The 13,080-nt window shown below is 72.8% G+C and carries 15 protein-coding genes; 7 read left to right on the top strand and 8 right to left on the bottom strand.

Annotated features, from left to right (window positions below):
• The first annotated feature begins 50 nt into the window (after window positions 1-50).
• Window positions 51-206 (top strand): hypothetical protein, encoded by a 156-nt coding sequence (locus tag M6B22_RS16785; protein WP_269442719.1) that lies wholly within the window; start codon window positions 51-53, stop codon window positions 204-206.
• A gap of 54 nt (window positions 207-260) precedes the next feature.
• On the opposite strand, the gene M6B22_RS16780 is transcribed toward M6B22_RS16785, so the two are convergent.
• The 3 genes from M6B22_RS16780 to M6B22_RS16770 all read right to left on the bottom strand — a co-directional run bounded on the left by M6B22_RS16780 (window position 261) and on the right by M6B22_RS16770 (window position 1,167).
• Window positions 261-452: a hypothetical protein gene (locus M6B22_RS16780; RefSeq protein ID WP_269442718.1), complete on the bottom strand. Its 192-nt coding sequence runs from the start codon at window positions 450-452 to the stop codon at window positions 261-263.
• Between the two features lie 50 nt (window positions 453-502).
• Window positions 503-796, bottom strand: a complete 294-nt coding sequence (locus M6B22_RS16775) for a WhiB family transcriptional regulator (protein ID WP_331459818.1) — start codon at window positions 794-796, stop codon at window positions 503-505.
• Between the two features lie 167 nt (window positions 797-963).
• Window positions 964-1,167, bottom strand: coding sequence for a hypothetical protein (locus M6B22_RS16770; RefSeq protein ID WP_269442716.1), 204 nt, complete (start codon window positions 1,165-1,167; stop codon window positions 964-966).
• 223 nt (window positions 1,168-1,390) lie between these two features.
• On the opposite strand from M6B22_RS16770, the gene M6B22_RS16765 reads away from it, so the two are divergent.
• Window positions 1,391-1,936: a hypothetical protein gene (locus M6B22_RS16765; RefSeq protein ID WP_269442715.1), complete on the top strand. Its 546-nt coding sequence runs from the start codon at window positions 1,391-1,393 to the stop codon at window positions 1,934-1,936.
• Between the two features lie 23 nt (window positions 1,937-1,959).
• Window positions 1,960-3,513 carry an MFS transporter gene (locus tag M6B22_RS16760; RefSeq protein WP_269442714.1) on the top strand — a complete coding sequence of 518 codons (1,554 nt, stop codon included), beginning with the start codon at window positions 1,960-1,962 and terminating at the stop codon, window positions 3,511-3,513.
• 52 nt (window positions 3,514-3,565) lie between these two features.
• Here M6B22_RS16760 and M6B22_RS16755 read toward each other — a convergent pair whose 3' ends face one another.
• The gene (locus M6B22_RS16755) at window positions 3,566-5,575 is read right to left on the bottom strand and encodes an ATP-dependent helicase (protein ID WP_269442713.1); all 2,010 of its coding nucleotides are present in this window, start codon (window positions 5,573-5,575) and stop codon (window positions 3,566-3,568) included.
• Between the two features lie 109 nt (window positions 5,576-5,684).
• Between M6B22_RS16755 and M6B22_RS16750 the strand changes: the two genes are divergently transcribed.
• Together M6B22_RS16750 and M6B22_RS16745 are read left to right on the top strand one after the other, a co-directional pair.
• Window positions 5,685-5,918 carry a mycoredoxin gene (locus tag M6B22_RS16750; protein ID WP_269442712.1) on the top strand — a complete coding sequence of 78 codons (234 nt, stop codon included), beginning with the start codon at window positions 5,685-5,687 and terminating at the stop codon, window positions 5,916-5,918.
• Window positions 5,915-6,520 carry a nucleoside/nucleotide kinase family protein gene (locus M6B22_RS16745; protein ID WP_269442711.1) on the top strand — a complete coding sequence of 202 codons (606 nt, stop codon included), beginning with the start codon at window positions 5,915-5,917 and terminating at the stop codon, window positions 6,518-6,520. Before M6B22_RS16750 ends, M6B22_RS16745 begins: the two co-directional genes overlap by 4 nt.
• Here the strand turns inward: M6B22_RS16745 and M6B22_RS16740 are convergent.
• Window positions 6,480-7,685, bottom strand: coding sequence for an MFS transporter (locus M6B22_RS16740; RefSeq protein WP_269442710.1), 1,206 nt, complete (start codon window positions 7,683-7,685; stop codon window positions 6,480-6,482). The genes M6B22_RS16745 and M6B22_RS16740 overlap by 41 nt on opposite strands.
• A gap of 126 nt (window positions 7,686-7,811) precedes the next feature.
• Between M6B22_RS16740 and M6B22_RS16735 the strand changes: the two genes are divergently transcribed.
• Both M6B22_RS16735 and M6B22_RS16730 read left to right on the top strand, forming a co-directional pair.
• Window positions 7,812-8,798 (top strand): ArsR/SmtB family transcription factor, encoded by a 987-nt coding sequence (locus M6B22_RS16735; protein ID WP_269442709.1) that lies wholly within the window; start codon window positions 7,812-7,814, stop codon window positions 8,796-8,798.
• Between the two features lie 43 nt (window positions 8,799-8,841).
• Window positions 8,842-9,546, top strand: coding sequence for a VC0807 family protein (locus tag M6B22_RS16730; RefSeq protein ID WP_269442708.1), 705 nt, complete (start codon window positions 8,842-8,844; stop codon window positions 9,544-9,546).
• On the opposite strand, the gene nudC is transcribed toward M6B22_RS16730, so the two are convergent.
• Genes nudC through M6B22_RS16715 form a run of 3 tightly spaced genes read right to left on the bottom strand, consistent with a single transcriptional unit; the run spans window position 9,500 to window position 13,049 of the window.
• Window positions 9,500-10,411 (bottom strand): NAD(+) diphosphatase, encoded by a 912-nt coding sequence (gene nudC / locus M6B22_RS16725; protein WP_269442707.1) that lies wholly within the window; start codon window positions 10,409-10,411, stop codon window positions 9,500-9,502. The two genes, M6B22_RS16730 and nudC, sit on opposite strands and share 47 nt — an antisense overlap.
• Window positions 10,408-11,742: a M16 family metallopeptidase gene (locus M6B22_RS16720; RefSeq protein ID WP_269442706.1), complete on the bottom strand. Its 1,335-nt coding sequence runs from the start codon at window positions 11,740-11,742 to the stop codon at window positions 10,408-10,410. The genes nudC and M6B22_RS16720 overlap by 4 nt, the downstream gene beginning before the upstream one ends.
• Window positions 11,739-13,049: a M16 family metallopeptidase gene (locus M6B22_RS16715; protein WP_269442705.1), complete on the bottom strand. Its 1,311-nt coding sequence runs from the start codon at window positions 13,047-13,049 to the stop codon at window positions 11,739-11,741. The genes M6B22_RS16720 and M6B22_RS16715 overlap by 4 nt, the downstream gene beginning before the upstream one ends.
• Window positions 13,050-13,080 lie beyond the last annotated feature (31 nt).

Genomic DNA, 13,080 nt, shown 5'->3' with positions numbered 1-13,080 from the left:
GTCCGGGCAACAATGGCGAGGTGAACGAACACTGCTCCCTCTGTGCTCGGGTGGCCGACCCCGAGCGCGACGGCGACCCGCCGCTCGGGTGGTGCGCCGACAACGTCGAGGCGCGCGGCGGGACCCGCACCCGCTGGGTGTGCGCGGACTGCACCCGCCGCCACGTCCGGGCCATCGAGGCCAAGCTGGACCAGAACTGGTGGTGACATGACGCGGCGGCCGCCGGATCGGCTGATCCGGCGGCCGCCGTTGTCTCTCACCTAGCGGGCAACGGCGACGGACGTTGCCTGCGCCGCACGTTCGGCGTGCCGCGTGGCCGCGGCCCGAGCGTGCTCGGCGAGGTAGCGCCAGCGGTTGGCCGCTGACAGTTCTGCGGACAGGCGCGAACGATGCGCCTGATGTTCTCGCTCGCGCATTCGGTCTCTCGCGAGCGCTTCCTGGATCGCGTACATGGTGGTGCTCCTTCGGGGAAGTACGTCGGTGTTGCGTGCGGTGGCGGTCATCAGGCCGCCTCGATGGTCCGGTCGTCCTTGCGGGGACGGCCGCGGGGACGCTTGCGGGCGACGATCGCGCCGCGCTCGAAGATCTCGCCGCCCCAGACTCCCCAGGGCTCCCGACGCTCGAGGGCGCCGGAGAGGCAGGCGAGCCGGGCCGGGCAATCGGTGCAGAACGCCTTGGCCTGCTCCAGTTGGGCCGGGGTCTCGGCGAACCAGAGTTCGGCGTCCTGCACCCGGCACGGCACATCGTCCGGGCATTCCTTGGCGAGCGGGTCGAGCAGTTCGGTGTCGAACCCGATTGCATCCAGGGTCGGCGCCTGTGGCACCAGGCCTGTCAACACGTCGGGTCACCTCCTTCTTTCGCAGTTAGCGGTTGTGTTGTGGGCGGATGTGTGTCCTAGAAACGACGAGGCCGCGGTTCCCAAGCTGGGAGCCGCGGCCTCGAGGAGCCAGACGCTGAACGTGTTCAGCGTGGTACCCCTCGAGGTGGGCGGGCCTGCTTGGCAGCGCCGACGGCGGCCGGACGGAAGGTGCGATCGTTCTGCGAGACCGGCGGGAGCTCGACATGCGCAGCGGTGCCGACGCCACCCGGCCACGACATGCCGGCCGACCCGGCCACCAGTCCGCTCGGACGGAGGGCGGCCACCGGCGTGATGATCGTGTTCTTCATCGCGGGCCACCCCCTCTCGGTCTCGGGACGCGCGGGCACGCGCCCGCGTCGTGAGCAAGACTAACGAAGGCTAAGAGAGGGGGGCAACACATTTATCGCACCGGTTTTTGGCGATCTCTCCGGGCGTGCGGAGCGGCCCGGCGCGGTGGCTCCGATGGTCGGCGTCAGCGCCGCGCGGTAGAACTGAAGACGAGGACATTCGAGTCCGCCGAGAGGACGATCGATGATCATCTCAGGCATCGGTAGGGGACGCCTCGCGGTCGCGGCCGCAGCTGTGGCCGTCGTCGCCGCAGCCGGGTGCAGTTCGAGCAAGTCCGGCCCTGCCACGTCCACGACCGGCGGCACCGGCGGACCGACCGGCGCCACGGCGTCGAGTGCGACACCCTCGGCCGACGCCGCCACGGTGGCTGCGATCAAGAACGCCTACGCGAAGTTCTTCGCCCCGGACACCCCGGAACAGGTCTCGCTCGGCCTGCTGCAGAACGGCGCCGCATTCAAGGCCACGATCGAGAAGCAGGGCCAGGGCGGCTACGCGCAGAAGTCGTCGGCGAAGGTATCCGCGGTGTCGCTCACCTCGGCCGACGTGGCCAAGGTCGTCTACACGATCTACGTCGGCAACCAGCCGATGCTCGCGGACCAGCCCGGCTTCGCGGTGCGTGAGAACGGGACGTGGCAGGTGGCCGAGCACACCTTCTGCCAGTTGCTCACGCTGGAGAACAGTGCGCCTGCGGAGTGCCAGACGCCGGCCGGCATGAACCCGCCGAAGTAGCCGGCGGACGGGCCGGGGGCACCGTGGAGCAGACCGTCGTCGGCACCCGCGCGGTGTCGCGATCCATCGCGCTGACCACGGTTCTGCTCGTGCTGTTCCTGACCTTCCTGGACACCACGATCGTCAGCGTCGCGCTGGGCAACATCCAGTACGACCTGGGCGCCGGCGTCATCCCGCTGCAGTGGGTGGTCAACGGCTACTCGCTGGTGTTCGCCAGCTTGATGCTGTTCGCCGGCTCGCTCGGTGACCGGCTCGGCCGCAAGTGGCTGATGCTCGCGGGCATCGTGGTGTTCTGCCTCGGGTCGGTGTTCGCGGCGCTGGCGCCGAGCATCGGCTGGCTGGTCGCCGGCCGTGCCGTAATGGGGGTCGGCGCGGCGGCGTCCGAACCGGGCACGCTGTCGGTGATCCGGCACCTGTACCCGGACCGCGAGCAGCGGGCGCGCGCTCTCGGCGCCTGGGCGGCGGTGTCCGGGCTGTCGCTGGCGCTCGGCCCGGTGATCGGCGGGCTGCTCGTGGCGATCGGCGACTGGCGCACGGTGTTCTGGTTCAACCTGGCGCTCGGCGCGCTGCTGCTGGCATTCGCGGCGCTGTACGTGCCGAACAGCGCCGACCCGCAGCCCGGCCGGCTCGACGTGCGCGGCTTCGTGCTCGGCGCGATCATGCTCGGCTCGCTGATCTACGCCGGCATCGCCGGGGAGCTGTACGGCTACGGCACGAGCTGGATCATCGCGCTGTTCGCGATCAGCGGCGTCGCGCTCGTGCTGTTCCTGCACGTCGAACGCCGCGAGCAGAGCCCGATGCTCGACCTGGGCTACCTGAAACAGGCGGCCGTCAGCAGCGCCCTGTTCGTCGCCTTCGCGGTCTACTTCGGCATCTTCTCGATCTTCTTCTTCACCGCGCTGTACCTGGACATCGTCGTCGGCTACTCCGGCTGGCAGCTGGCCGGCGTGTTCGGGCCGATGGCCGGGCTGATCGTCGCCGGCTCGGTCGGCTCCGGGTTCTGGGTGGGTCTGATCGGGCCGCGCGGGCCGATGCTCACCGGCTGCGTGATCAGCGCGGGCGGCATCCTGTTCACCCGATCGGCGGTGACCGCCGATCCGCACTTCGGCGAGCTGAGCCTCGCGCTCGCCGTGGCCGGCTTCGGGTTCGGGATCGCGGTGGTGCCACTCACGGCGGCCGTTCTCGGTCACGTGCCCGCGGCGTTCTCCGGAATGGCCGCGGGTGCGACGAACACCGCCCGCCAGTTGGGCGCGGTCGTCGGCGTCGCCGCGCTGGGCGCGCTGGTGAGCGCGACGATCACCCACGACTTCGGCAACAACCTGGCCCAGCGCGGTGTGCCGGACGCGCTCAAGGACGCGATCATCAGCATCTTGAAGACCGGTGGCAGCGGGGCGGCCGGCATCGACATCGCGCACCCGCCGGCGGAGATCTCGTCCCTGGTCGACGCGGCGACCACGGCGTTCCGCAGCGGGCTGCACCTGGCGCTGCTGGTGTCCGCCGTGCTCATCGTGCTGGCCGGCGCGATCACCGCGCTCATCCCCCGCGCCGCGCTCGCGCCCGATACCGAGGTCCAGTGACCTCCTGCCGGGACATGCGATCGACGATCGCATCAGGCCGGCGCGGGCCGGCCTACGGCTGGACGAGCGGGACGCCTGCCGGGTCGGCGCCGGCGAGCACGGCGAGCAGCGGTTCGGTGTAGCGGTCCAGCTTGACGCTGCCGACCCCGGAGATGCGGGCGAGCGCCTGCCGCGAGTCCGGACGCGCGTCGGCGATCGCGACCAGCGTGGCGTCGCTGAACACCACGTACGGCGGCACCTTCTGCGCCTCTGCCTGCGCCTTGCGCCAGGCCCGCAGCCGGGCGAACAGCTCGGCGTCGGCGGCCTCGGGCGCCACCTTCTTGCGCTTGGGCTTGGGCGCGACGTCCTCGCGCGGCACGAACGGGCGCAGCCCGTCCAGGAAGCGGCTCGGCCGGCGACCACGCCGCTGCCCCGGGCTGCGCGCCAGCGCCCAGGACAGCGCCAGCCGCTCGCGCGCACGCGTGATGCCGACGTAGAGCAGCCGGCGCTCCTCGGCGATCTGCTCCGCGGTGGTGGCGTGCTGGATCGGCAGCGTGGTGTCGGTAAGCCCGACGAGGAACACCGCGTCCCACTCCAGCCCTTTGGCGGAGTGCAGCGAGGCGAGCGTGACGCCCTGCACGGTCGGTGCGTGCTGGGCCTCGGCACGGGCGTCCAGTTCGGCGACCAACTCCGGCAGCCGGGCCTCGGGCAAGGTGGCGCTGAGGTCCTCGGCCAGGTTCACCAGCGCGGCCAGCGACTCCCATCGCTCCCGCGCGGTGCCACCGGCGGGCGGCGCGTCCGGCCGCCAGTTCATCCCGCTGAGCACCGCCCGTACCGCGTCACCCAGCTTGTCCTCGTCCTGCCCGGCCCGGGCCGCACCGCGCAGCAGCAGCCGCGCCTCGCGGATCTCCGGACGGTCGAAGAACCGCTCGCCGCCGCGCAGCACGTACGGGACCCGCGCGTCGGCCATCGCCTGCTCATAGACCTCCGACTGCGCGTTGATGCGGAACAGCACCGCGATCTCGGCCGCCGGGGTGCCGGAGTCGATCAGCGCCCGGCACTGCTCGGCGGTCGCGGCCGCCTCGGCGGGCTCGTCGTCGTACTCGGCGAAGCCGGGTTCCGGGCCCGGCGCGCGCTGCCCGATCAGGGTGAGCCTGCTGCCCGCCGTGCCGCCGCGGACCAGCTTGTTCGCCAGCTCCACCACCTGCGGCGTGGACCGGTAGTCGCGTTCGAGACGGACCAGCACGGCGTTCGGGAAGCGGCGCCGGAAACCGAGCAGGTGCTCTGGGGTGGCCCCGGCGAAGCTGTAGATCGTCTGGTTGGCGTCCCCCACCACGCACAGGTCGTCGCGCCCGCCGAGCCAACCGTCGAGGAGCCGCTGCTGCAGCGGCGAGACGTCCTGGTACTCGTCCACCACGAAGTGCCGGTAGCGGGCGCGTACCTCCTCGGCGACGTCGCGGTACTCCTCGAGGGCCGCCGCCATGATCATCAGCAGGTCGGCGAAGTCGACGACACCGGCCCGCTGCTTGGCCTGCTCGTACTCGGCGAACACGCGCGCGACCGTGTCGGCCGGCTGCGGGGTGTCGCGGCCCGCGGCGGCGGCCCGCTCGGCGTAGCTCGCCGGCGTGGCCAGCACCGCCTTGGCCCAGTCGATCTCGGCGGCCAGGTCGCGCAGCTCGGCGCGGTCGGTGCGCAGCCGCAGCCGCGCGGCCGCGTTGCCGACGAGGCGCAGCGGGTTGTCGACCACGTCCGGCAGCGCGCCACCGAGCACCCGCGGAGCGAAGTAGCGCAGCTGGCGCAGCGCGGCCGCGTGGAAGGTGCGCGCCTGCACCCCGGACGCGCCCAGGTTGCGCAGCCGGGTGCGCAACTCGCCGGCCGCGCGCGCGGTGAACGTGACCGCGAGCAGCTGGCCGGGCGGCACGGCGCCGGAACGAACCGCGTACGCGATCCGGTGCGTGATCGCGCGGGTCTTGCCCGTTCCGGCACCGGCCAGGATGCAGACCGGGCCGCGGACGGCCTCCGCGGCGGCCCGCTGTTCCGGGTCGAGCCCGGCCAGCACCACGTCCGCCTGCCCGTCAGCCATTCCCCGATCGTGCCAGCGACCCCTGACTGTTGCTGCGCCCGGGTCGGGCCCCGGGAATGCTGCCCTGTGCACCACTGTTTGGCAGGGGGAACCGGACGAAGGGCTGCTCATGCTGACGATGTACACGACCACCTGGTGCGGCTACTGCACCCGCCTCAAGCACGGCTTGCAGCACGAGGGCATCGAGTACGCCGAGGTGAACATCGAGCAGGACCCGGCCGCTGCAGAGCTCGTGATGAGCGTGAACGGCGGCAACCGCACCGTGCCCACCCTGCTGTTCCCGGACGGCACCGCGCTCACCAACCCGTCACTGGCCGAGGTCAAGGCCCAACTCGCGGCGTGAGCTTCCGGGCGGCCGCGCCCGAGGCGTTGGCCGGGCTGATCGCCGGCCGGGCGGTCGCGCACCCGGGCACGGTCCGCGTCGCGATCGACGGGGCACCGGCCGCCCAGCCGCACTCGCTGGCCGCGTCCCTCGTCGAGCCGCTCCGGCTGCTCGGCCGGCCGGTGGCGCTGGTGCGGGCGGACGCGTTCTGGCGCGATGCGTCGGTGCGCTTGGAGTACGGCCGCAACGACCCGGACGGTTACCTCGACTGGCTGGACGCCGGCGCACTGCGGCGCGAGGTGCTCGACGCGGCCCCCGCCGGCTCGTACCTGCCCAGCCTGCGCGAACCGCGCACCAACCGCTCCACTCGCGAGAGCCCGGTCGCCGTTGCGCCGGGCACCGTGCTCGTGGTCAGCGGGCAGTTCCTGCTCGGGCTGGGGCTGGCGTTCGAGCTCACCGTGCACCTGCAGTTGTCGCCCGCAGCGCTCGCCCGGCGCACGCCGCAGGACGAGTCCTGGACGTTGCCGGCGTTCGCGCGCTACGCCGCCGAGGTCGACCCGGCAGCGCTGGCCGACCTGGTGATCAAGCTGGACGATCCGCGGCACCCCGCGGTGCGCGGTTGAACACACTCGCCGCCCGCACGGCGCCGAGCAGTGCGGGCAACCCGACTGCCAGCGCGACGGCCCGAAGGCCGGCGGCGGCGAGGTACGGCGCGCGCAGCCCGAGCAGGTGCGCCACCAACCCGCCCGCCAGCGAACCGAGCGGGATCAGTCCCCACGCCAGCAGCCGGTACACGCTGTTGACCCGGCCGAGCAGTTCGCCCGGGACGACCCGCTGGCGCAGGCTGACGGTGACGATGTTCCACAGCGTGGTGACGAACCCGTTCACCGCGAGCAGGGCGCCGAGCACTACCGCGTCCGGTGCCAGGCCGAGCCCGAGGTACAGCACCACGTTCGCGGCGAGCGCGGTGACGAGCGCGGGCAGCTCGCCGACCCGCGCGACGATCCGCGCGTTCACCAGCCCGCCCAGCACGCTGCCGACCGCGCCGCCGGCGAGCAGGACGCCGTAACCGGTTGCGCTCAGGTGCAGCGTCTGGGTCGCCAGCAGCACCAGCGTTGCGGTTCCCATCGCGTTGGCGAAGTTGTTCGCCGCCAGCACCAGCGCGATCGTGCGCAGCAGCCGGTGCCCGGCCAGCCAACGCAGCCCCTCGGCGATCGCGGCGCGCAGCGGCGAGGGCTCGGTGGCCGGCAGGCGGCTGCGCGGCAGCGTGGCCAGCAGCGCGGCGGAGATCGCGAACGTGCCGGCGTCCAGCCCGAACGGCACGGCGACCGCGAGCCCGAACAGCAGGCTGCCCAGCGGAGGTCCGACGAACAGCTGGCCGACCGTCGTGATCGCGTACTGGGCGCCGTTCGCCTTGTGCACCAACGGGGCCGGGACGATCTCGGGGAGCACCGCCTGCGCCGCGTTGCCGAACACCACCTCGCCGGTACCGATCACGAAGGCGAGCAGGGCGAGCGATCCGATGCCGACCAGGTGGCAGCCGGCCAGCACCGCGACGGCGGCCACCGCGACTGCCTGACCGAGCTGGGAGCGCCACATGAGCAGCACCCGGTCGTAGCGGTCGACGATCGCGCCCACCGGCAGGGACAGCAGCAACCAGGGCAGGTAGGTCGCCGCGCTCACGACCGAGACCAGCCGCGGATCGCGGGTCATCGTCACGGCCAGCAGCGGGATCGCCGCCGCGAACGCGCCGTCGCCGACGTTGTCGACCGCGCTCGCCCACCACAACCGCCAATACGCCGATGGCAGTCGTCCCGCAGTTGTCGGGCGGGGTGGGCGGGAAGTCACCGCGGCAGCATCCGGCGCGCAGGCTCGGCCGCGCCATCATGTAGCTGATTGCTACATGATGGCGGCGTGACCATCAGCGCCGAGCTCGGCGTCAGCGAGCTGGCCGAGACGCGATTCGCGGTGTCCCCGCTGGGCGAGACGGTCGCGGCCCTGCAGCTGCTGCGCGACGGCGGGCGACAGGCACCCAACCTGCCCTGGGTGCGCTGGGCGAACGACGAACTCGCCGTCCGGCCGCTGCGACTGCCGCGGGTGTGGCCGCTGGTCGCCTCGCCCACCCCGACCCGTCCGGAGTTCCTGAGCCCGGCTCCGGCCGGTGCGAACACCACCCTCGCCGAGCAGCTCGCCACCATGCGCCGCACCCCGGCCGGGCAGGTGCGGGCGAGCCTGGCTCGGGTGTTCGGGGACCGGCCACCCGAGGCGGCAGCCGACCTGGCCGCGGCGCCGGCGGCCGAGCTCCGGGCGATCGCGGACGAGCTTCGCGCCGCCTACGAGCGGCTGGTGGCGCCGCACTGGCCACGGATGCGCGCCCTGCTCGACGCCGACATCGGCTATCGCGCCCGCCGGCTGACCGACGGCGGCGCCGGCGCCCTGTTCAACGAGCTGCACACCGACCTGCACTGGGCGGACGGCCGGTTGACGATGTCGGGCTTCCGGTCCGATCGCGAGGTGCGGCTCGGCCGGCGCGGCCTGGTCCTGGTGCCGTCCGTGTTCGGCTGGCCGCACGTGATGATCAAGCTGAGCACCACCACCCAGACGACGCTGACCTATCCGGCGCGCGGAGTGGGCCTGCTGTGGTCGGCGGGTACACGGCCGGCCGGTGCTGCCGTCGGCGAACTGCTCGGCCGCACCCGCGCCCAGTTGCTGCAGGCGCTGCAGGCCCCCGCGACCACCACCGATCTGGCCCGATCACTGGGCGTCACGGCGAGCGCGGTGTCCCAGCACCTGCGTGTACTGCGCGCAGGTGGCCTGATCCGCGGCGAGCGGTCCGGACGCACCGTGCTGTACGCGGCGACCGGGCTCGGCCGCGCCGTGCTGGACGGCACCGACCCCTGACGCTCCGGCTTGGGTTTTTGGGATCGCTGCCGATCGGGTAAGCGTGAGTGTGGCACCACCGGCGCACGTGATCGACATGGCGCACCCCCGGGCGATCGCGTCCCATGCTGCCCGCACGGTGCTGTTCGCGTCGGTGCTGCCGATGGCGGTCTTCTACGCAGCACTCTCGATCGCGGGCCTGAACGCGGCGATCGTGCTCACGCTCTGCTGGTACTACGCGGGCCTGGTCGTGCGCCGCCTGCGCAAGCGCCCGATGCTCGGCGCGACGATGCTCGGCGCCGTGCTGATGACCGTCCGGGCCGGCGTCGGGTTGTGGACCGGCAGCGCGTTCTTGTACTTCCTGCAGCCGGTCGCCGGCACCGTCGCCACCGCCACGTCCTTCGCCGTCACCGCGCTGGCCGGGCGCCCCCTGCTCGAGCACCTGGCACACGACTTCGTCCCGGTGCCTGCCGCGCTGAGCGAACAGCTGCGCGGCAATCGCTTCTTCAGCTACGCCTCTGCGTTGTGGGCGGCGATGTACGTGGCCAACGCGGCTGGCACCGTGTGGCTGCTCACGAACTCCTCGCTGGGCGCGTTCCTGCTGCTCAAGACGCTGCTGTCGCCGCTGCTCACCGGGGCGACGATCGCGGTCACCGTGCTGCTGCTGCGCCGGTTGCTGCGCCGCGACGGTGTGCGGCTGCGCTGGCCGGGACGCGGCGAGGCTACGGCAGCTCTCCGGCCAGCCACAGGTCTATCAGGAATCGGCTGATCGACAGCTTCGGCGAGATGGACCGCACCGTGGCCCGCGGGTCCGGCTCGGTGCCGGCGTCGGACCAGTCGGCGGCGCGCTGGACCTCGGCGCGGGTGAACCAGCCGGCCGCCTGCATCTCGACCGGGTCGACCCGCAGGGCGGCGTCACCGTCGAGCCGCCCGGAGAAGCCGAGCATCAGCGAGGACGGGAACGGCCACGGCTGGCTGGCGACATAACGAACGTCGCGCACCGCCACGCCGACCTCCTCGTACACCTCGCGGGCCACCGCCGACTCCAGCGACTCACCCGGCTCGACGAAGCCGGCGAGCGTGGAGTAACGGCCCGGTCCCCATCCGGCGCCGTTGCCGAGCAGGGCGAGGTCCGCGCCGTCGTGGATCAGCATGATGACGGCCGGGTCGGTGCGCGGGAAGTGCTCGCTGCCGTCCTGCGGGCAGGTGCGCGTCCAGCCGCCGTTCGCCTCCACCGTCGGGGCCCCGCACAGCGGGCAGTGCGTGTGCCGCTGATGCCACTGCTCCAGGGCGATCGCCGCGGTGAACAGCCCGGCGGCCAGCTCGTCGACGGCAAGCCCCAGCTCGCGCAGCGTCCGCCAGTCACCGTCGTCCGGCTCCAGCGTCGCGGCGAAGTACGGCACGCCGCCGGCGACGCCGAGGAACCGTCGCGGCACCGCGGGCGGGACGTCGGCCGCGGCCCGGTAGCTCAGCTGCGGCACTCCCCCGGCCCCGGTGACAACCGGCGTCGCCGACTTCGGGCTGACGCACAGCACCCGGGACCGCTCCCACGCGTCGGCCAGCCAGCGCAGGTCGCCGCGGTGCTGCGCCGCCCGGTCGAACACCGTGGCCGACAGCAGCGGCTGCACGCTCATGCGGTCTCGATCGCCGCCAGGGCCGCCAGCGGCGCGCTGATCGTGCCCGCGTCGCCGACGATCACGGACGTGAGCCGGGCGGGCGCGAAGAACTCGGCCGCGGCCGCGCTCACCTCGTCCACGCCGACGGCCGCGAGGCGGGCCGGGTGCTCCAGCACCCAGTCCAGCCCCAGCCCGACGGCGGCCAGGGCCGACAGGGTCGAGGCCAGCCCGGCCTGGGTTGCCGTGGACAGCGCGAGCGTGCCGATCGCGTACTGCCGCACCGACTCGACCTCCTCGGCCGTCACCGGCAGCGAGGCGATCCGGCCGAGCTCGTAACGCGTCTCCAGCACCGCGGGCGCGGTCACCTCGGTCGCGACCTCGACGTCGAACATCAGCGACGAGCCGAGCACGTGATGGTCGATCCGGCTGTGCGGGCCGTACGTGTAGCCCTTGTCCTCGCGGATGTTCTCCGTCCAACGCGAGGAGAAGTAGCCGCCGAAGATCAGGTTGGCCAGCTGCAACGCCGGATACCGTTCGTGCGCGCGGGTCAGCGCGGCGCCGCCCATCCGCAGCGACGACTGCACCGAGCCGGGACGGTCCACGACCAGCAGCGGGCCGCCGGGCGGGGCCGGCAGGGCGGGCACCCTGCCGGCTGCCTGCGACCCGGTCCAGCCGGCGAGCGCCTCCTCGGCCTGGTCCAGCACGCGTGCGGGTGACACGTCGCCGACGATCACCAGGGTGGCGCCGTGCGGGTGCACCAGGTCGGCGTGCGCCCTGCGGACCTGCGCCGCGGTGGTCGCGGCGACCGCCGCCACCTGCGGCAGGTCCAGCGAGTACGGGTGCTCGCCCCACATCCGCCGGCCCAGCGCCTCGCCGGCGACGACGCCGGGACGGGACCGGGCGATCGCCAGCCGCTCGAGCAGGCGCTCGCGCTCGGTGGCGACCTCCGCGGCCGGGTACTGCGCGCCGGTGAGGACGGTCGCGACGACTCCCAGCAGCCCGGCCAGGTTGCCGGCCAGCACGTTGCCGCCGACCATCAGCCGGTCGGCGTCGACCGACACGGACAGGTCACCGCCGAGGGCCTGCACCGACCCGGCGATGTCGGCACGGTCCAGCCCGTCGGCGCCGGTGAGCATGGCGTCCGCCAACAGGCCGACCCGCGCCGGGTGGGTGGGCTTGGCCGACAGGGCGGGGATCCGCAGCCGCACCTCGGCCAGCGGAACGCCCGGCTTGCGCACCACGATCACGCGCAGCCCGGTGCCGAGCGTGCGCTCGGCCAGGGCGAGCCGCTTGGCCTTGCGCGGCTTGGTGAGAGCCGGAACTGCTGCGCTCATCAGGACTGGGCTCATCGGGACGCACCCCCCGCGATCAGCTCGAGCACGGCTCGGCGTTCGGGCCGCAGCTCGGCGGCCGCGGAGCGCACCGCGTCCTCGCTGACCGCCGCGAGCCGCGCCGGCAGTTCGGCCATCAGCTCGGCCCGTCCGTAGATCAGCTCGAACTTCGCGAACTCCAGGGTGCGGTTGAGCACCGAGTCGACCTCCCGCATCAGAACCGACACCAGCCTGGTCCGCACCCGGTCCAGCTCACCCGGCTCCAGGCCGTGCTGGGCGATCCGGTCGATCTCCTCGTCGATCGCGCGCAGGATCGGCTCCAGCGCATCGCGGTCCGGGTAGTGCGCCGACACCGTGAGCGCGGTGGGATCGCGCTCGTCGAACGGGTCGCCGAACTCGCCGAGGTAGGCGGAGATGTCGGTGACCAGGTGGTCGCGCTGCACCAGCCGGCGCTGCAGGCGGGACGCGTCGCCGTCGCTGAGCACCTCGGCCAGCAGCAGCGTGGCCAGGTGCTCCTCGAGCGAGCCGACCGGGTCGGGCACGCGGTAGCCGATCGCCACCGCCGGGATCGGCGCGTGCGGATCGTCGTGCGTGGCCCGGCGCTCAGCGGTGAGGAACGGTTCGGCGAAGTCGGGCCGCTTCGGCGCGCGCCGCTTCTTGATCGGGCCGAAGTGCTTCTCGATCAGCGACAGCGTCTCGTCCACGGCCAGGTCGCCGGCGACGGCCAATACCGCGTTGGCCGGCGCGTAGTACTTGGCGAAGAAGTCCCGGGCGTCCTCGACGGTGGCGCTCTCCAGGTCCTCGAAGCCGCCGTACCCGTTGTGCGAGTTGGCGAACGTGTCGAACAGGACCGACGGCAGGTAGATCCACGGGAAGCCGCCGTAGGGGCGGTTCAGCACGTTGACCCGGATCTCGTTCTTGACGACCTCGAGCTGGTTCGCCAGGTTCTCCGAGGTGATCCGTGGCGCGAGCATCCGGTCGGCCTCGAGGAACAGCCCACGCTCCAGCGCGTTCGACGGCAGCGCCTCGAAGTAGTTGGTGTAGTCGAAGTGGGTGCTGCCGTTGAAGGTTCCGCCGCTGGACTGGACGTAGCGAAAGTGCTCCAGCTTCTCCAGGTTGGCCGAGCCCTGGAACATCAGGTGCTCGAACAGGTGCGCGAACCCGGTGCGTCCCTCGGGCTCGGAGCGGATGCCCACGTCGTACAGCACGGCCACCCCGACGACGGGCGCGGAGCGATCCGGCGCGACGACGACGCGCAGGCCGTTCTCGAGCGTGTGGTGGGTGAGGTCGAAGGCGGGCGCAGTCAGCTTGATCGGTCGCGGCACCGTCCCACCCTAACTACCGCGCCACCGTGAG

Source organism: Jatrophihabitans cynanchi (assembly GCF_027247405.1).
Classification (GTDB): domain Bacteria; phylum Actinomycetota; class Actinomycetes; order Mycobacteriales; family Jatrophihabitantaceae; genus Jatrophihabitans_B; species Jatrophihabitans_B cynanchi.
The sequence above is the reverse complement of the archived record's forward strand: the minus strand, read 5'-3'. Positions and strand labels throughout refer to the sequence as shown.